Below are 18,307 nucleotides of genomic sequence, written 5' to 3' on the forward strand. Positions count from 1 at the left end.
AATTTACTCGGGTACAACCCATTCAACCTTAAAATGCCCTGTCGCAGGGGCGATCGCTTGCTTCAATACTGGTAACAGAGCTTGCATTTGGCTTTCTAGTTTCCATGGCGGATTAATCACAATCATGCCTGATGCTGTCATGCCGCGCTCGTTAGTATCAGGAGATACCCCAAGCTCTATCTGCAATATGTTACGAATACCTAAGCCTTTCAAACCTTTAAGCATGTCGTCGATATCGTAGCGATTAACTACAGGATACCAGATTGCATAAATGCCTGTAGCCCAACGCTTATAACTTTGCGCGATAGCTTGTACTACATCGCGATATTCTTTGGCTAGCTCGTAAGGAGGGTCGATAAGCACCAGTCCGCGACGTTCTTTGGGTGGTAAGCTGGCTTTTAGGCGCACAAAACCATCGTCTTTGAACATGCGAACTTGGCGGTCACGATGAAATTCTTGTAGCAATAACGGGAAGTCGCTTGGGTGCAGTTCAGTGAGAACCATGCGGTCGCCACTGCGAATTTGTGCACGAGCCACACGAGGAGAGCCAGGGTAGTATCTAAGCTCGTCACCGTCGTTTAGGCTGCGAATAGCATCGAGATAACCAGTAAGTTCGGCAGGTAGGTCACTTTGTTGCCATAATTTGGCGATGCCTTGTTTGTATTCACCGGTTTTTTCTGACCACTCGTGGGTCAAATCGTAACGACCTACACCGGAATGAGTGTCGTGATAGACAAAAGGCTTGTCTTTCTGCTTTAAGGCATCAAGTATAAGGCTTTGAACAATGTGTTTTACCACGTCTGCATGATTTCCAGCATGAAAGCTGTGACGGTAGCTGAGCAAGGTGACTCCCAAATGAGTAGGTAATGATCAATTCATATTATACTCGACTATTGAATTTTGCATAAGTCGCCACTATCTAAAGAACAATAAGCCGGAAAATTAAAAGGAACACCTATGTCGAACCCACTTCTCAATATTGTGGATCTGCCACATTTCTCAGAGATCAAGCCTGAGCATATTAAACCTGCGGTTGAAAAGGCTATTGCTGACTGCCGTCAGAAAACAGAGGAAGTATTGAAAGACAACACTCACCCAACTTGGGAAAACGTATGTGTGCCTATCGATGAGGTAGATAACGTTCTTTCACGTTTATGGTCACCAGTAAGTCATTTAAACTCAGTTGCGAACAGCGATGAGATTCGTGAGGCTTACGAGAGTTGTCTACCGATACTTTCTGAATACGGCACTTGGGTTGGTCAACATAAAGGTTTGTATGAGGCTTATAAAGCAATTAAAGCGGATGCAAGCTTTGAACAATTAAGCCAAGCTCAGAAGAAAACAATCACCAATGCATTACGTGATTTTGAACTGTCTGGCATTGGTCTTCCTGCTGTAGAGCAAGGTCGCTATGGCGAAATTAGCAAGCGTCTATCAGAGCTAGGCTCTAAATTCTCAAACAATGTACTTGATGCCACTATGGGTTGGAGCAAGCACATTGAAGACGTTGCTGAGCTAGCAGGTATGCCTGAATCAGCGCTAGAAGCAGCACAGGCTGCGGCGCAAGCAAAAGGTCTTGATGGCTACTTGTTAACGCTAGAGATCCCTTCTTATGTTCCAGTGCTAACGTATTGTGACAGCCAAGAACTGCGTAAAGAAATGTACGAAGCATATTGTACTCGTGCCTCTGATCGCGGTCCAAACGCAGGCAAATGGGACAACACTGAAATTATTGCTGAAGAGCTAAAACTGCGTCATGAAATTGCTCGTATGTTAGGCTTCTCTACCTTTAGTGAGCGCTCACTAGCCACTAAGATGGCTGAATCTCCAGAACAAGTTCTTGGCTTCTTAAATGACTTAGCCACTAAAGCGAAACCTCAAGGCGAGCGTGAAGCGGAAGAGTTGCGTCAATTTGCAGAAAAAGAATTTGGCGTGACTAAGTTAAACGTGTGGGATAACGCTTATTACAGCGAAAAACAAAAACAGAAGCTGTTTAGTATTTCTGATGAAGATCTACGTCCTTACTTCCCTGAAAGCAAAGTTGTTGCGGGTCTATTTGAAGTGTTGGAGCGCGTTTTTGGTCTTGTAGTGCAAGAGCGTCAGGGTGTGGATGTTTGGCATGAGTCTGTTCGTTTCTTTGATATCAAAACCAAGCAAGGTGAACTAAGAGGTAGCTTCTACCTTGATCTTTATGCTCGTGAACACAAGCAAGGTGGTGCATGGATGGATGACTGTCGTCCTCGCCGCATTACTGAAGCGGGTGAACTTGAAACGCCAGTGGCTTACCTAACTTGTAACTTCAACAAACCTGTTGGGGATAAACCCGCTCTATTTACTCACAATGAAGTCGTGACTTTGTTCCATGAGTTTGGCCATGGTATTCACCATATGCTGACTCAAGTAGATGTTGCTGCGGTTTCTGGTATCAATGGTGTTGCTTGGGATGCGGTTGAGCTACCAAGTCAGTTCCTTGAGAACTGGTGTTGGGAAGAAGATGCTCTTGCCTTCATCTCTGGTCACTACCAAACAGGCGAACCATTACCAAAAGAAATGCTGGAAAAAATGCTAGCGGCGAAGAACTTCCAATCCGCTATCTTTATTTTGCGTCAGCTTGAACTTGGTTTGTTCGACTTCACTTTACACACTGATTACGATCCTGAAATTGGAGCTCGCGTACTGGAAACTCTTGCAGAAGTTAAGAGCAAAGTCTCCGTATTCCCAAGTGTAGAATGGAACCGTTTCTCACATGCATTTAGCCATATCTTTGCTGGTGGCTACAGCGCTGGGTACTACAGCTACCTATGGGCTGAAGTGCTGTCTTCAGATGCGTACTCTCGTTTTGAAGAAGAAGGTATTTTCAATACTGAAACGGGTCAAAGCTTCCTAAACAACATCCTTGAGATGGGCGGAAGTGAAGAACCAATGGAGCTATTCAAACGCTTCCGTGGTCGTGAACCAAAAATTGATGCGCTACTGCGCCACGCAGGTATCGACGCTTAATCGCGTAATGTTCTTGTGATTATATAGCCACCTCAATTGAGGTGGCTTTTTTATGGGTTTACGTTTCTGTTGATTGGGTTTTGTAAGGAGATAAGGGTTTCGGTGGATTGCACTTCATCGATAGCTTGTAATTTATTAATCAGTACATGTTGTAATTCTTCAATGGATCGACACATGAGTTTGACAAAAATACTGTAAGCGCCAGTGGTGTAATACGCCTCTACCACCTCATCCAAAGCATTCAATTTTTCTAATGCTGAGTGATAATCTTTAGCCGCATTCAGGTTGATACCGATAAAACAGCACACGTCGTAGCCGAGCTTTTTGGTGTTGACGATAACCTCTGTTCCTTCAATAACCTCGGCAGCTCTCATCTTTTCGATTCGCACATGTATGGTGGCGGGGCTAACATTAAATCGTTTGCCCATTTCTGCGTATGGAGTACGCGCATCTTCCATTAATGTTTTCAAAATGTCTTTATCGAGCTGATCTAGCATCGGGTTATTGTTCATTAACGTTCCTTAAGAGACAGAGATAAGTAGAATGCGGTAAACTAGGAGCATCTTAATACCAATGACGATGATTGGTATAATCAAGGTCTATAGGCCCCTAAACTTTAGAGAGATGATGTTGCAGATTCAACTTCTAGCGCAGTCCGAAGACAAACAACGACAAATTCAAGCCTTAGCTGAGCGTTGGAATTTACAACACGATCCTGATAGTCAGTTTGCACTGCAGTTGGGTGAACGTCTAGAGCTAAAGAAGCTTGATGAAGCAAAGTTGGGTGCTATCTGCGTCGATTTTGTCACTGGAGCAGTAGCGCACCGCCGTAAGTTTGGTGGCGGTAAAGGTCAGGCAATAGCAAAAGCGGCAGGGCTGAATAAAGGAGCAATGCCAACGGTATTAGATGGCACGGCTGGCTTAGGCCGTGATGCGTTTGTGCTGGCGTCTTTGGGATGCAAAGTGCAGATGATTGAGCGTAATCCGGTTGTCGCGGCATTGCTTGATGACGGTTTAGCTCGAGCTCAGCAAGACCCTGATATTGGCGGGTGGATGAGTGAGCGAATGTCCTTACTGCACGCTTCTAGCTTAGATGCGTTATCGCAATTGGCGCAAGATAATGAATTTCAGCGCCCTGATGTTATCTACCTAGACCCTATGTATCCGCATCCTGAGAACAAGAAAAAGAGCGCTCTGGTTAAAAAAGAGATGCGTGTATTTCAAACATTAGTTGGGGCAGACCAAGATGCGGACGGTTTGCTTGCTCCAGCATTGCAATTGGCGACTAAGCGAGTTGTGGTGAAAAGGCCGGATTATGCGCAGTGGTTAGATGGAGTCAAACCGAGTATGGCCATTGAGACCAAGAAAAATCGTTTTGATGTGTATGTCATTTCATCAATGAAATAAAAAATAATAGCATTCCCATTGCTAGGAATGCTATTGCTGTGATTAAAGGCGATATTTGAGTATATCGCCGTTAGGTACTTTTAGCTTTTTAGCGGTACAACCAATAGGTCAACAGGCACTTCGTGAATCATATGGCGAGTGTTAGAAAGCAATTTTCCCCAGAAATCTTGGTTGTGTCCACACACCACCAAATCAAATCCTTTTTCATCAATTGCTTCAGAGAGTTCATCGACTAAATCTCCGCGACCAACCAATATACCGTCTATCGGATAATCAATTTTGTCACCCAGTTCTTGTAACTGTTTAGTTGAGTTTTTAGTTGAGGCGACTTGGCTATCCATTAAGTTTACTTCAATTAAACCTGTGTAGATCTCGGTGTAGTTGATATCGATATGGATGAAAGAAAGCTTGGCATCAAGTGCCCTTGCAAGGTTTGCCGCTCGATTGGCTAAGTACTCACTTTGCTCTCCTAGGTCGAGGGCAACAACAATATGTTTGTAACTCATAATCGGCTCCTTGTTAAAATGATAAATAATGTGTCTATAATTTTATTTTAGCAGGGAGTGACACTATTTTTGTCTCAGTGATCTTAAGTTGAGCTTTTAAACGCACAAAATAAAGAGAATGTTGATTTAGGGCAAAGTCTGGTAACGTATATTCATACCAAATCGGTAGCATATTCGCTTAAACAACACATAAAGCTAATAAGAAGAGGAATGTCTTATGCTGTCACAGCAGATGGTCGAAAATTTAAACGAGCAAATAAACCTAGAATTTTTCTCATCCAATCTATACTTACAAATGAGTGCTTGGTGTGAAGACAAAGGTTTCGATGGTGCAGCAGAATTTATGCGCAAACATGCCGTTGAAGAAATGGAACATATGCAGCGTCTATTTACCTATGTAAGTGAAACGGGTGCATTGCCTATTCTTGGGGCTATTGAGGCGCCAAAACACGAATTTGCGAGCTTAGGAGAAGTTTTCCGCGAAACTTATGAGCATGAGTGCATGATCACTGAAAGGATCAACAAACTCGCTCATGTGGCCTTCACAAGCCAAGACTACTCAACGTTCAATTTCTTACAGTGGTATGTGGCAGAGCAACACGAAGAAGAGAAATTGTTTAAAGGGATTTTAGACAAGCTAGAGTTGGTTGGTGAGAACGGTCAGGCATTGTTCTTTATCGACAAAGACCTAGCAACAATGGCTAAAGAAGGTTCATCCTCTATCATGGATACGGCAGCTGAGTAATTTGTTGTTACTCGCTTAAACAACCGGTTCTCATTGGTTGTCTTGTCGTCTCCCAGAGGAAATAGGGAGGAATAAAGATGATCAGTGGGGATTTGATTATTTTTGCGCTTATGAGCGTCACTGCGGTTAATTGCGTGCGTTACATTAGCACTTTAAGAGCACTTATTTTTGTTATGCGTGAAGCGCACCCACTACTGTATCAGCAGGTAGATGGGCGTGGATTTTTTACCACTCAAGGTAATGTAGTGAAGCAGTTTAGGTTGTTTAACTACTTAAAAAGTAAAGAATACTCTCAACACCATGATCCTGTGTTTGTCGGGAAGTGCGACAAAGTGCGAGAGCTGTTTATACTAAGTTGTGCTTTACTTGGGGTGACATTATTGGCCGCCTTTAGCGTGTAATCATTATGCTGAGCATTGCTCAAATAAGGTTTCGAATCGCTAATAACACAAATCTTGTTTGAAAGTCTGCCTTGCATCTGGGTAGAATGTGCCAATTAAGAAGGGTATGCGATCGTTCGCATGCCCTTTTGTTGTTCTAACAGCCCGAGATATAAAAAATGAGTGAACACTTTGATGTCGTGATTATTGGTGCCGGTGCCGCAGGTTTAATGTGTGCAGCAGAAGCCGGAAAACGGAATAAACGCGTGCTGGTGGTCGATCATGCCAAGAAGCCGGGCCGTAAAATTCTTATCTCTGGTGGCGGACGTTGTAATTTCAGTAACTACGATGTCTCTGCGGCTAACTTTATTTGTAGCAACCCACACTTCGTAAAATCAGCATTGTCGCAATACACCAATTGGGATTTTATCTCTATGGTAAGCAAGCATGGCATTGAATTTGAAGAGCGTGATCATGGACAACTGTTCTGTGTGGATACTGCCAAAGATATCGTCAAAATGTTGTTAGCAGAATGTCCTCCTGCATGGGTTCAATTCCGCTATCAAGTGGCAGTGACAGAGATTGAACAAGCAGAACAAGGCTTTACCCTTTTGGCCAATGGTGAACCAATCCGCTGCGACTCTTTAGTTGTGGCAACGGGCGGCCTATCTATGCCCAAACTCGGAGCTACCCCATTTGGCTACCAAATTGCTGAGCAGTTTGGCCTAGATGTGATACCGACCACCGCAGGCTTGGTGCCATTTACCTTGCACAAACAAGACAAGCTGGATTTTAGCGAACTCTCTGGCATTGCTATCCCTGCAGAAATCACCGCCGAAAATGGCACCGTTTTCAAAGAAGCACTGCTATTTACTCATCGTGGTCTATCTGGCCCTGCCGTCCTGCAAATCTCCTCTTATTGGCGCGCAGGACAAAAAGTGACCGTCAACCTTGTACCAGAAGCCGATATCGCAGAGTTACTGGCTCAAAGTCGAGAAAGCCATCCCAACCAATCGCTGAAAAATGTCTTAGCCAAAGTGCTGCCTAAGCGCCTGATTGAAGTATTGATGGAGCGTAAGCTATTTACCGATAAGCCACTAAAGCAGTTGAACCATAAAGAATACGATCAAATCAGTGAGGCCCTAGAAGGCTGGCAAATAGTACCTAATGGCACTGAAGGTTATCGCACTGCGGAAGTCACTTTAGGTGGCGTCAATACCGATCATCTGTCCTCTAAAACTATGGAGTGCAAAACCATTCCTGGTTTGTACTTTATCGGTGAAGTGATGGATGTAACGGGCTGGTTAGGAGGGTATAACTTCCAATGGGCATGGTCGTCAGGTTGGGTTACAGGTCAAGCTGTATGATATTGTTTGTGAACAATAAAGTTTGTACGGAACTTTAGATAATTTAGGCCAGATAGTTGGAGGGAGTCCCCCCTTCAACAGCTAATAGCATTGCGTGATTGGCTTCTTCCTATGCTAATGAACGGGCAGGTTACGGTAAAATCCAATATTGAATTATAGGAGGCTCAACATGGCTAAAGATCTCACAGAGTCTTTGCATGATAGACAAAATATTCTAAATAATCGTTACGCTTTGCAAAAAGCTGAGCAACACCTCGCTTTAGGTGGTGTGCCGTTTGACGGTGAAACAGTATTTACCAAACAACAGGTGATAGAGCTATATGATATCAGCGATGCCACTGTAGAACGCTACTTGTCTTCACACGGAGATGAGCTAAAAGTAAATGGTTACACCTTACTAAGAGGTGCTAAGTTAAGGAAATTCAAGGAGATAGCTATTGGTACCCTCATCAGTGAGGGTACCAAAACTACGGTGTTAGGGGTTTTTACTTTTCGCGCTATTTTGAACCTAGGTATGCTACTCACTGACAGTGAGCGAGCAAAAGAACTGCGCTCTCGCGTACTCGATATTGTGATTGATGTACTCGCTGAACGCGCAGGAGGTCACACCAAGTTCATCAACCAGCGCGATCAAGACTACTTGATGGCCGCGTTCCAGGAGGAAAACTACCGCAAACTGTTTACCGACGCCTTAGACAAGTACGTAGACGGCAATAAGTGGAAGTATGGCCGCTTTACTAACCTGATCTACCAAAGCATTTTCCATGAGAATGCTGCGGAGTATAAGAAAATACTCAAGCTGGCCGAAAAGGATAAGATCCGTGAAACCATGTACTCCGAAGTGCTCACACTTATCGCCAGTTTTGAATCTGGTATTGCTCACGAGCTAGAGCGCCAGAGTACCAGCATGGGCCGTCCATTGACGCAGAAAGAGGCAGAGCTGTTATTCGGCAGCTTTGAGCAGCATCCACTCTTTAAACCGCTGATAACCGATGCTAGAACAAAAATGGCCAGCAGAGACTTGTGCTTTAGAGATGCTTTGCATGAAAAACTGGAAGCCTATATTAAATCGGTTCCAGAAGCTGACTTTGAGCGCTTCCTTGGTGAGAAAAGCAAGTCTCTAGAGGAGCAACTCAGTGATCCAGATACATTAGATGTATTCAAACGGTTGAAGGATCGTTGATATGATTGGAGAGATTCAACCAAGATTCTTTTATTTTGATGTATCGTATGCTGTCAAAATACATGACTGGATAATTGAGAATGCTGGAGGGAAAGCTGGTACGAAAGACATTGGTCTTTTGGATAGTCCATTGGAGCACATTCAAAACGACACTTACTACCCAGAAATTGAAGACAAACTTACACACTTGGTATTCTCAATCAATAAAAATCACGCTTTTACTGATGGGAACAAGCGCTCTTCACTTGCACTTGGAGCCTACTTTCTGGAGCTCAACGGGTTTGACTACATGGTGCGGCATTTCGTTCGGGAAATGGAAAACATTGTAGTTTGGGTCGCCGATAATGTTATAAGCAAGGAATTATTGCATAAGATTATCAGTTCTATCCTGTATGAGGATGAGTACTCTGAGGTGTTGAGGCTAGAAATCTATGAAGCGGTCCAACGGGCAGAAGAAAGTAAGCAACAATAAGAAATGATTAGTTTTACCTTTAGTTAAAAGTGACATTAGCCTTAAGCCAGTTAGTTTCAACCGGATATTTAGAGTCAGCAGGAAACCATAAAAGCAAGATCTATCATCTAAAGGGAATTGAAGTTCCAACTCTAGATAATGAGGCAGGAAAGAGTATTACTTTTGTTGCTTCTCCTAGTGTTGCTCAATTATCACTGTTTGAGCAAGCAAGTCCGGACCTAGATAAAAAAGTGCCGGACCTAACTCCGGACCTTCCATGTCAAGGTCCGGACTTTCAAAATGAAAGTGATGAATTATTGTGGGATGAGCTAAAGCAAATCGCGTTGCCTATTTCACAAAATACAAAGCGAAACTTAAAAGTTGATGTAGAGGAAACAATCAAACAGCTATGTAATGAAGCGGTTCCTCATTGTTTAAAACTAGCGGATTTGGCTGTGCTGTTGAACATGAAAGCAGACACTTTGAGGAAAAACTATCTTAGCTATATGGTGAAGACTCAGCAGTTATTTCTTGCATACCCCACAACGCCAAATCACCCAGCGCAAGGATATACAACTAAAAAAGTACAGGACGGTAACCTCACAACTTAGTGGGTTAATTCTTGATAACGTTTTTCTGCGCGTTGCATTCTCATCTTTCGTTGCTCAACGTGCATTTTTAGCTCGTTAAGCGCAAGGTTATTGGCTTGTTGTTGGGCTGGGTTTTGACGGTTCATGTCGGCAATTTTGTGCATGAATTCAGTGTGTAATCTTTGGTAGCTGATTTGTGCGTGTCGATACTCTTCTGCCCAGTAATGGGTTTCTTTTAAGTACTGAGTGATCTCTTCTGAAGCTTTATCGCTGCTATTTGGTGTTTTCTTTTTTAGGATTTGTATGGCACCTAAACTTACGCTGGAAACTGCCAATACTGAGTACATCAAAACCATCATCGCGAAACACCTCAAATTACAACTTTGCGCGGACGGGCATTCTGCCATTGATTAATCTTTAATCAAAAGGGTTGTCGAGTAATGTTATTTCTCATTTTTATGCGCATTGAGCATAAGAGTCTTGAATGAGTTCATCTTTATACTGAGTTTACGTGAGACTCAGCAGTTAATGTTCATCTTAACTTGTTATATTTGGTGTACTTTTAGTTTATTAACAATTGTTTCTATGGCGTTGTAATTGGGGGGGAATGTTCGTACTCTGCTCAGTTACGCTGTTTGTACGATAAAAATGGATTGCACTAGGGAAGGAATCTGCGCAATTTGCGACAACCCTAAAGTGAGAAATATGCCTAAATTAAATCTACACCGACCTGATCACACTTCATCACTCAGTTCAGATCTCGACTCCTCACTGCGTAATGAGGCTCTGCAACCTCACTTTGAGCCTCCAACGACAAAACTGACCAAGAGTCCTTATTTAACAGAAAGAAATGTTCAGCGACGTTGGGCGACTCTTGATAATGATGACGCACAGCAGCACCTGTTGGATGAACATACCCAGCAGCACATGTTGACGTATGCGAAAAATATTGAGCACTTTATCGGTACGGTAAAAATGCCAGTGGGTATGGCGGGCCCTTTGCGTGTGAACGGGCTATTTGCTAAGCAAGATTTTTTGGTGCCTTTGGCAACCACTGAAGCAGCATTAGTCGCCTCATACAACCGAGGTTCACAACTGTTGACCGCCGCTGGTGGCGCTAGTGCGATGCTACTTAATGAAGGTGTTACTCGTACACCGGCTTTTGCTTTCTTTGATCTTAGCCAAGCAGGGCAATTTGTGGCTTGGGTTGTGACTCAGTATGCCACCTTCAAATCTATTGCCGAGCAGACCACCTCTCATGGGAAACTAACGGATATTAGCGTTAGCATTGAAGGTAATCATGTGTACTTGGTGTTTGAATTCCTAACGGGTGATGCATCGGGGCAGAATATGGTGACTATCGCCACCAATGCGGTACTTGAGTATATTTTACAGCATACGCCGGTTGAGCCTGAGCATGCGTTTCTTGATGGTAATCTTTCTGGCGACAAAAAAGCCAATGCGCAAACCTTGCGTAGTGTGCGAGGCAAAAAAGTGACCGCAGAAGCGCATATTCCAGCAGCTCTTATTGAAAAGTACCTACATACGACGCCTGAAAAAATGATGCAATTTGCCCAAATTACCACTGTAGGTGGCGCGCTCAGTGGCACGATTGGTATTAATGCTCATTATGCCAATGCATTGGCTGCTTTATACATTGCTTGTGGTCAAGATGCTGCGTGTGTTGCTGAATCTGCGGTGGGTATGACAAGACTCGAAGTGGATAAAAATGGCGACCTGTATGCCAGTGTTACCTTACCCAACTTGATGGTGGGTACGGTCGGTGGTGGTACGGGCCTACCAAGCCAGAAAGCCTGTTTAGATTTAATGGGGTTACATGGCAATGGCAAATCGCAAGCATTGGCTGAGGTAGCTGCCGCTCTTTGTTTAGCCGGTGAGCTGTCTATTGTGGGCGCTTTTTGTGCCGGGCACTTTTCGCGTGCCCATCATAAATTAGCGCGTAAATAATCGATAAGCGATTAAGTCTGCCGTTGTTTAGACGGACGTTTTGCTCGTTTTAGTTGCTGGATAATCAGTCCAGCAACTATTAATACTAAGCCAAATAGGGTAGAAGGATGAATTTCCTCGCCTAAAATATTGGCCAGCAACAACAAAGAGATAAACGGCGAGATAAAAATTAGGTTACTAATTTTTGCAGTGTTTTGAGTCGCTTTGAGTGCGCCCAACCACAACACAAAAGTGATCCCCATTTCAAATAGACCAACATAAGTGACAGCCAACCATCCTTTGCTGCTCATTTGCCAAGCTGCACCTTCCCAAATTGATAAAGCGATAGCCAGCGGTATTGCCACTAAAAACCCAAGCAATACCGCCACCACAGGGTCGGCTTTGTTTTTGGCGTTTAAAATCCAATATCCAGCCCACAATAAAGTAGATAACAGTGCTAATGCAACACCGCTAGGGCTAGAAAACTGCATCCCTAAAATATCCCCTTGGGTGGCAATAACCACCACTCCAAAGTAGCCAAACAGACAAGCTAGCCAATCTTGAGGGCGTATTTTTTGCCCTAAAAAGAGAGCCGCCATTAATGTCAGTGTTATCGCCCAACTGTAGTTTATGGGTTGAGCTTGTGAGGCAGGTAAAAGGTCATAGGCTTTAAATAAAATAAGATAATAAGCCAGAGGGTTAATTAGCCCTAGCATCAGATAATAAAAAGGGTTAGCCACAAAAGTGCGGATAATGAGGTGGGTTTTGTTTTGCAGTATGCACACGATTAGCAGTGCGATTGCCGAAACAATACTGGCACAAGTTAGCATTTGAATTGGCGTGAACTCGGCTAACGTCAGCTTAAATGCGGTTGCAACCGTTGACCAAAGTAATACGGCACTGAGTCCTAAAATAAGAGCTTTACGTTCATTCATTAAGGGCTTTAAAGCTCCAGAAAGTTGAGGGAATCAAACAGAGCTTAGTCTATAGATTTTGTGGTTATGCGCCAATCTTCAATTGAAGAGGCTAGATAGTAAAGTAACAAGATGAGGTGCTGTTGATGTATTTATTCACAGTTATGCAACTTCAATAAAATTGAGCGTATTTCAACAAAGACAAGCGTTGATGTATAAAGTAGACTTGTTGGTTCGTTTGCAACTAGATTTGCGAGCGTGGTAGGGAGGTGTGCTTGAAGTTAATGGCTTTTTGTCATATCTCTCTGAAATATGAATTCAGAGATAGAACATAGATATGAGCGTTAAAGAACCCCTAGAACAAACCTCACAAGACACTACCCATTTTGGTTTTAAGACCGTTGCTAAAAATGAAAAGGTAACTAAAGTGGCCGAGGTTTTTCATTCGGTTGCCAGTAAATATGACCTGATGAACGATTTGATGTCGGGTGGTATTCATCGCTTATGGAAACGTTTCACTATTGATTGTAGTGGTGCACGTTCAGGGCAGAAGATACTTGATCTCGGTGGCGGCACTGGAGATCTTACCGCTAAGTTTTCACGTATAGTGGGTGATACAGGACATGTTGTTCTAGCTGATATCAACAATTCAATGCTGAATGTCGGTCGTGACAAATTAAGAAATACTGGCGTGGTAGGTAATGTTCATTACGTGCAAGCCAATGCTGAGGAATTACCATTCCCAGATGATTACTTTGACTGCATTACCATTAGCTTTTGCCTACGTAATGTAACGGACAAAGACAAAGCTTTGCGCTCAATGTACCGAGTGCTTAAGCCCGGTGGTCGTTTATTGGTACTTGAGTTTTCTAAACCAATCTTCTCGCCACTTTCTAAGATTTACGATGCCTATTCGTTTCACATCCTACCGAAAGTAGGGGGCATCATCGCCAACGATAAAGAAAGCTATCGTTACCTTGCTGAATCGATCCGTATGCACCCAGACCAAGAAACATTAGAAGGTATGATGCAAAACGCAGGATTTGAGCAAACCACCTATTACAACCTAACCGGTGGCATTGTTGCTTTGCACCGTGGTTACAAATTTTAGTGGAACACTTTAATGCCCATTGATTCTTTAGTAACAGCAGCTGTTGAGTTTTCTTTTAATTCGCTGATAAAACAGCAACCTGAAAGTCAAAAACAATTAGCTCGTATGAAAGGCTCGACTATTCGTTTGAACTTAAAAGAGCTGAATAAAAGTCTGATTTTTGTTTGTAGCCAACAAATTGATGTGTTGGCAGCATTTGAGGGGACTCCGGATTGTGAGTTGACCTTAAGTCTTACTGCGCTACGCGATTTACAGCAACAGGCCAACATTAACGAGCTCTTTAAACAAGACAAACTGTCTGTTGCTGGAGATATGCAAGTAGGGCAACAGTTTGCGACTTTGATGCAGTTGAGTAAGCCAGATATAGCAGAGATTCTGTCTAAGGTTGTTGGTGATGTTGCCGCTCACACGCTCGTGTCAGGAGCAAAAAGCGGACTGTCATTTCTACAAAGTAGTGCGCAAAAACACACCACTCACCTTAAACACGTTATTACTGAAGAGTGGGAATTAGCCCCTTCACCGTTGGCGGTCGCCAACTTCTGCGATCAAGTGGACGATGTGCAAGCTAAGTTAGTTTCTCTTGAGCAACGCCTAGCGCGTTTAACGGAGAGCCAGCAATGACTCCTTCTGAGCTAAAGCGTTTATACCAGATTACACGCGTTAAACTTGAATATGGGCTCGATGAGCTGATACCTGAGCATGATCTGGCTAAGTTTCCACGCTTAGCTCGCAAGGCACTGTTTTGGATAAAGAACAAACATCCAGATAAAGAGTTAGGCCATCGCATGCGTTTGGCATTGCAAGAGCTAGGTCCGGTTTGGATTAAGTTTGGGCAAATGATGTCTACCCGTCGCGATCTATTCCCTCCGCATATCGCCGACCAACTGGCACTGCTGCAAGATCGCGTAGGCCCGTTTGAAGGGCACTTAGCAAAGAAGCACATTGAGCTTGCTTTAGGTGGGCCAGTAGAGCAATGGTTTGATGATTTTAATATCGAGTGCTTAGCATCGGCTTCGATTGCGCAAGTGCATACCGCTAAGTTAAAAGATTCTGGTCGAGAAATTGTTCTAAAAATTATTCGTCCTGATATCCGCCCTGTTATTGATGCGGACATTAAGCTGATGTATCGCATGGCGAAGTTATTGGCAAAAGCGGTTCCTGAAGCACGCAGGCTAAAACCTGTCGAGGTGGTTGCCGAGTATGAAAAAACCTTAATTGATGAGCTAGACCTGCGCCGAGAAGCCGCCAATGCAATGCAGCTGCGTCGCAATTTTGAAAATAGCGAAGAGCTGTATGTTCCTGAGATCATTCCAGATCTGAGCAGTAAAAACTTAATGGTGTCTGAACGTATCTACGGCATTCAAGTGTCAGATATTGAAGGGCTAAAAAACAACGGCACCAATATGAAGTTGCTCGCCGAGCGTGGCGTGACTGTCTTTTTCACTCAGGTTTTCCGCGACAGCTTTTTTCATGCTGATATGCACCCTGGTAATGTCTTTGTGCAATATTCCCATCCAGAGAATCCACAATGGATTGGTTTAGATTGCGGTATTGTTGGCACACTTAACGCCGATGATAAGCGTTACTTGGCCGAAAACCTGTTGGCATTCTTTAACCGTGATTATCGAAAAGTAGCTCAATTACATGTCGATTCTGGTTGGGTACCTGCCGATACCAATGTTCAAGAATTTGAGTTTGCGATTCGCATGGTGTGTGAGCCGATATTTGCTAAACCGCTGTGTGAAATATCGTTTGGTCATGTGTTGCTTAATCTATTTAACACAGCCCGTCGCTATAATATGGAAGTTCAACCACAATTAGTGTTACTACAAAAGACCTTATTGTATGTTGAAGGTTTGGGACGACAGCTTTATCCGCAACTTGATTTGTGGGCGACAGCGAAGCCATTTTTGGAAAAATGGATGGGTCAGCAAGTGGGGCCACAAGCTGTGGTGAATTCCATTAAAGAACGCGCGCCATTTTGGGCAGAAAAGTTACCCGAATTGCCTGAGCTACTTTATGACAACTTAAAGAATAGCAAGCATTTATCTCAAAAAGTCGAGAATTTATATGAGGGATATCGACAAACGAAGAGACAACATGCTACAGGCCAATTTATGTTTGGAATAGGGGCTACATTTATCGTATGCTCGTCCATACTTTACGTTAATGATAACCCTTTGATTTCTTCAGGGGTTGGTGGTTTAGGATTGCTAGCTTGGATGTTAAGTTGGTTTACCTACCGTAAATAATTATTTATATAAAAATAGATACAAGGGTTATTACACATGGGTGGAATTAGTATTTGGCAACTTTTAATCATTGCAGTGATCGTAGTTCTATTATTTGGAACAAAGAAATTGCGTGGTATTGGTGGCGATCTTGGCTCGGCAGTGAAAGGCTTTAAAAAAGCGATGTCAGAGGAAGAAGCTGTCACTAAAGAAGCTAAAGAGTCAAATGATGCAGACTTTGAGAAGAAAAACATTTCTGAGCAAAAAACTGCAGAACAGAGCACTGAGAAGCAAAAAGACAAAGAGCAGGTTTAATCTGTGTTCGATATTGGTTTTTGGGAGCTGATACTCATCTCCGTTTTGGGGTTGATTGTCTTGGGGCCTGAGCGCCTCCCTGTTGCTATTCGTAGCGTGGCTCGCTTTGTTAATTCAGCAAAATCTATGGCAAATAATGTCAAAGATGAGTTGGATCATGAGCTCAAAATTCATGAACTTCAGGAAAACCTGAAAAAAGCAGAGCAGTTGGGGATGAAAGATATGTCTCCAGAACTGCGTCAATCTGTAGAAGAGCTAAAAGAAGCTGCACAAAGTGTTCAGCAACCCTACAAGTCTTCAACAAGCACCAAAGAGTCGTCTTCTCCTAAGTCGCAAGATTAATCAATAGGGGCACTGCTGCCCCTTTTGTTATTTATAGAGGTTTCTATGTCTTCGGTTGATTCCAACCAGCCATTGATGAGCCATCTGATTGAGTTACGCACTCGTTTATTGCGTGCAATTAGCGCAGTGATGGTGGTGTTTCTATGCCTGATTTATTTTTCAGGTCATATCTATGAGTTCGTATCGGCTCCTTTAATTGATCGTTTACCCGAAGGGGCAACGATGATTGCAACGGATGTCGCGTCACCGTTTTTTACGCCACTTAAACTGACTTTAATCGCTTCAGTATTTCTCGCCGTTCCGTTTATCTTGTATCAAGTGTGGGCCTTTGTTGCGCCAGGGTTGTATAAGCATGAGAAACGCTTGGTGATGCCACTGCTGTTCTCTAGTTCGCTATTGTTTTACTGCGGTGTAGCGTTTGCCTACTTTGTGGTATTCCCGCTGGTGTTTGGCTTTTTTACTGCCATATCGCTAGGTGGGGTTGAGTTTGCGACGGATATCTCCAGTTATCTCGATTTTGTTTTAGCGTTATTTTTAGCGTTCGGCATCGCATTTGAAGTACCGGTTGCCATCATCTTGCTGTGTTGGACGGGAGCAACAGACGTGCAAACATTAAAAGCCAAGCGACCTTTTGTGGTTGTGGCCGCTTTTGTGATTGGCATGATGCTAACTCCGCCTGATATTATTTCTCAGACCTTGTTGGCTGTGCCAATGCTGCTGTTATTTGAGGTCGGCTTGTTCTTTGCGCGCTTCTATACTCGAAAAGATGAGGACGAAGAGTAATACCAATCGTACTAAATAACTGGTCATTCTAGCTCGTTAAAATGCTCGATAACGGCGTTAGAATTTTTGATTGTAGAATAACTACTTATCGAAAAATTCTGCCTTGTTCTCGAGAATTTTTCCTGCGCTAGTTCTGATCACTTACTTAGTGTGATTGGTATAAGCAAAATAGATACTGCTTTCTCTATCGCTTAATCAATGAAAAAAATCCCCGTTGGGGATTTTTTTTATAGGTTGAATAACTGCACTGCGTTTTGAGTGGTGAGTGCATCTACCTCAGTCAAGCTCAGCTCTCTCAGGTCGGCAACTCGCTGTGCGACTAACTGAGTGTAGGCGGGTTCATTGCGCTTACCTCGGTGAGGAACAGGAGCAAGATAAGGGCAGTCGGTCTCTAGTATCAGGTATTGTAAGTCTAAGTGTGGAATGACTTTATCCATACCGCCATTTTTAAAGGTTGATACGCCGCCAAGCCCTAAATGAAAGCCAAGATCATTGATGGCTTTCGCTTCTTCGACACTGCCACCAAAGCAATGGAATACGCCACGCAAAGAACCGTCTTGTTCCTTCTTCAGTAGGCTAAGTGTTTCCTCGATAGAATCTCTGGTATGGATGACGACCGGAAGGTCGCGTTCTTTAGCCCAGTTTAGTTGGGTGGAAAACGCATATTCTTGTTCTTTACGAAAGGTTTTGTCCCAGTAGAGATCAATGCCAATTTCACCTACCGCGATGAAGTTGTGTTTATCAAACCAACTTTCTATCTCAGTTAAGGTTTGCTTGATGTCTTGGTTTACATAACATGGGTGCAATCCCATCATCGAACGGCAAATATCAGGATAAGCCGCTTCGGTCGCTAGCATAGGCTGAATAGATTCTAGGTCGATATTGGGCAGTAATATTTGATTAATCCCAGCTTGCAGAGCGCGCTCTACCACTTGGTCTCGATCTTGGTCAAATTCACTGGCATAAATATGGGCGTGGGTGTCGATCATGGATAAACATCATTTGTTGGCTATTTGTGCTCCAGTATATGTGCAT

The 18,307-nt window shown here is 43.4% G+C and carries 21 protein-coding genes; 15 read left to right on the forward strand and 6 right to left on the reverse strand.

What is annotated here, in order from left to right; all coding sequences use genetic code 11:
- Window positions 1-3: 3 nt before the first annotated feature.
- Complete coding sequence (locus QV280_RS00340; protein ID WP_023402325.1) at window positions 4-843, reverse strand: 23S rRNA (adenine(2030)-N(6))-methyltransferase RlmJ; 840 nt, start codon at window positions 841-843, stop codon at window positions 4-6.
- 114 nt (window positions 844-957) lie between these two features.
- Between QV280_RS00340 and prlC the strand changes: the two genes are divergently transcribed.
- Window positions 958-3,000: an oligopeptidase A gene (gene prlC / locus QV280_RS00345; RefSeq protein WP_152822077.1), complete on the forward strand. Its 2,043-nt coding sequence runs from the start codon at window positions 958-960 to the stop codon at window positions 2,998-3,000.
- Window positions 3,001-3,050: 50 nt separating this feature from the next.
- Here prlC and asnC read toward each other — a convergent pair whose 3' ends face one another.
- Complete coding sequence (gene asnC, locus QV280_RS00350; protein ID WP_023402327.1) at window positions 3,051-3,512, reverse strand: transcriptional regulator AsnC; 462 nt, start codon at window positions 3,510-3,512, stop codon at window positions 3,051-3,053.
- A gap of 115 nt (window positions 3,513-3,627) precedes the next feature.
- Here asnC and QV280_RS00355 point away from each other — a divergent pair, with 115 nt between their 5' ends.
- On the forward strand, window positions 3,628-4,407 hold the full coding sequence (locus QV280_RS00355) for a class I SAM-dependent methyltransferase (RefSeq protein WP_023402328.1): 780 nt from the start codon (window positions 3,628-3,630) through the stop codon (window positions 4,405-4,407).
- 80 nt (window positions 4,408-4,487) lie between these two features.
- Here the strand turns inward: QV280_RS00355 and QV280_RS00360 are convergent, their stop codons facing one another.
- Window positions 4,488-4,913, reverse strand: a complete 426-nt coding sequence (locus QV280_RS00360; RefSeq protein ID WP_023402329.1) for a universal stress protein — start codon at window positions 4,911-4,913, stop codon at window positions 4,488-4,490.
- A 217-nt stretch (window positions 4,914-5,130) separates the two neighbouring features.
- Here QV280_RS00360 and ftnA point away from each other — a divergent pair, with 217 nt between their 5' ends.
- The 6 genes from ftnA (at window position 5,131) to QV280_RS00390 (ending at window position 9,650) form a co-directional block, all read left to right on the forward strand.
- Window positions 5,131-5,658 (forward strand): non-heme ferritin, encoded by a 528-nt coding sequence (gene ftnA, locus QV280_RS00365; protein WP_023402330.1) that lies wholly within the window; start codon window positions 5,131-5,133, stop codon window positions 5,656-5,658.
- Window positions 5,659-5,735: 77 nt separating this feature from the next.
- Complete coding sequence (gene uspB, locus QV280_RS00370; RefSeq protein WP_023402331.1) at window positions 5,736-6,059, forward strand: universal stress protein UspB; 324 nt, start codon at window positions 5,736-5,738, stop codon at window positions 6,057-6,059.
- Window positions 6,060-6,217: 158 nt separating this feature from the next.
- Window positions 6,218-7,405, forward strand: a complete 1,188-nt coding sequence (locus QV280_RS00375) for a BaiN/RdsA family NAD(P)/FAD-dependent oxidoreductase (RefSeq protein ID WP_152822079.1) — start codon at window positions 6,218-6,220, stop codon at window positions 7,403-7,405.
- A 169-nt stretch (window positions 7,406-7,574) separates the two neighbouring features.
- Window positions 7,575-8,588 (forward strand): DNA-binding protein, encoded by a 1,014-nt coding sequence (locus QV280_RS00380; protein ID WP_152822082.1) that lies wholly within the window; start codon window positions 7,575-7,577, stop codon window positions 8,586-8,588.
- A gap of 1 nt (window position 8,589) precedes the next feature.
- Entirely contained in the window at window positions 8,590-9,060 is a 471-nt protein-coding gene (locus QV280_RS00385; RefSeq protein WP_152822084.1) for a type II toxin-antitoxin system death-on-curing family toxin, read from the forward strand.
- Window positions 9,061-9,089: 29 nt separating this feature from the next.
- Entirely contained in the window at window positions 9,090-9,650 is a 561-nt protein-coding gene (locus tag QV280_RS00390) for a hypothetical protein (protein WP_152822086.1), read from the forward strand.
- On the opposite strand, the gene QV280_RS00395 is transcribed toward QV280_RS00390, so the two are convergent.
- A complete protein-coding gene (locus QV280_RS00395) occupies window positions 9,647-9,988 on the reverse strand; it encodes a hypothetical protein (RefSeq protein ID WP_152822088.1) in 342 nt (113 codons plus the stop codon). The genes QV280_RS00390 and QV280_RS00395 overlap by 4 nt on opposite strands.
- A gap of 346 nt (window positions 9,989-10,334) precedes the next feature.
- Here QV280_RS00395 and QV280_RS00400 point away from each other — a divergent pair, with 346 nt between their 5' ends.
- On the forward strand, window positions 10,335-11,597 hold the full coding sequence (locus tag QV280_RS00400) for a hydroxymethylglutaryl-CoA reductase (RefSeq protein ID WP_152822090.1): 1,263 nt from the start codon (window positions 10,335-10,337) through the stop codon (window positions 11,595-11,597).
- Window positions 11,598-11,608: 11 nt separating this feature from the next.
- Here the strand turns inward: QV280_RS00400 and QV280_RS00405 are convergent, their stop codons facing one another.
- Window positions 11,609-12,511 carry a DMT family transporter gene (locus QV280_RS00405; protein ID WP_152822092.1) on the reverse strand — a complete coding sequence of 301 codons (903 nt, stop codon included), beginning with the start codon at window positions 12,509-12,511 and terminating at the stop codon, window positions 11,609-11,611.
- A gap of 316 nt (window positions 12,512-12,827) precedes the next feature.
- On the opposite strand from QV280_RS00405, the gene ubiE reads away from it, so the two are divergent.
- The 6 genes from ubiE to tatC are packed head-to-tail and all read left to right on the forward strand — an operon-like array spanning window position 12,828 to window position 17,272.
- The gene (gene ubiE, locus QV280_RS00410) at window positions 12,828-13,601 is read left to right on the forward strand and encodes a bifunctional demethylmenaquinone methyltransferase/2-methoxy-6-polyprenyl-1,4-benzoquinol methylase UbiE (protein WP_023402336.1); all 774 of its coding nucleotides are present in this window, start codon (window positions 12,828-12,830) and stop codon (window positions 13,599-13,601) included.
- A gap of 12 nt (window positions 13,602-13,613) precedes the next feature.
- The gene (locus QV280_RS00415) at window positions 13,614-14,222 is read left to right on the forward strand and encodes a ubiquinone biosynthesis accessory factor UbiJ (RefSeq protein ID WP_023402337.1); all 609 of its coding nucleotides are present in this window, start codon (window positions 13,614-13,616) and stop codon (window positions 14,220-14,222) included.
- Window positions 14,219-15,853, forward strand: coding sequence for a ubiquinone biosynthesis regulatory protein kinase UbiB (gene ubiB, locus QV280_RS00420; RefSeq protein WP_152822094.1), 1,635 nt, complete (start codon window positions 14,219-14,221; stop codon window positions 15,851-15,853). The genes QV280_RS00415 and ubiB overlap by 4 nt, the downstream gene beginning before the upstream one ends.
- A gap of 36 nt (window positions 15,854-15,889) precedes the next feature.
- Window positions 15,890-16,147, forward strand: coding sequence for a Sec-independent protein translocase subunit TatA (gene tatA, locus QV280_RS00425; RefSeq protein ID WP_152822097.1), 258 nt, complete (start codon window positions 15,890-15,892; stop codon window positions 16,145-16,147).
- Between the two features lie 3 nt (window positions 16,148-16,150).
- Entirely contained in the window at window positions 16,151-16,489 is a 339-nt protein-coding gene (gene tatB, locus QV280_RS00430; protein WP_261823363.1) for a Sec-independent protein translocase protein TatB, read from the forward strand.
- A 45-nt stretch (window positions 16,490-16,534) separates the two neighbouring features.
- Window positions 16,535-17,272, forward strand: coding sequence for a twin-arginine translocase subunit TatC (gene tatC, locus QV280_RS00435; protein ID WP_152822099.1), 738 nt, complete (start codon window positions 16,535-16,537; stop codon window positions 17,270-17,272).
- Between the two features lie 227 nt (window positions 17,273-17,499).
- On the opposite strand, the gene QV280_RS00440 is transcribed toward tatC, so the two are convergent.
- Window positions 17,500-18,261, reverse strand: a complete 762-nt coding sequence (locus QV280_RS00440) for a TatD family hydrolase (RefSeq protein WP_152822102.1) — start codon at window positions 18,259-18,261, stop codon at window positions 17,500-17,502.
- Window positions 18,262-18,307 lie beyond the last annotated feature (46 nt).

It is taken from the genome of Vibrio sp. B1Z05 (genome assembly GCF_052955985.1).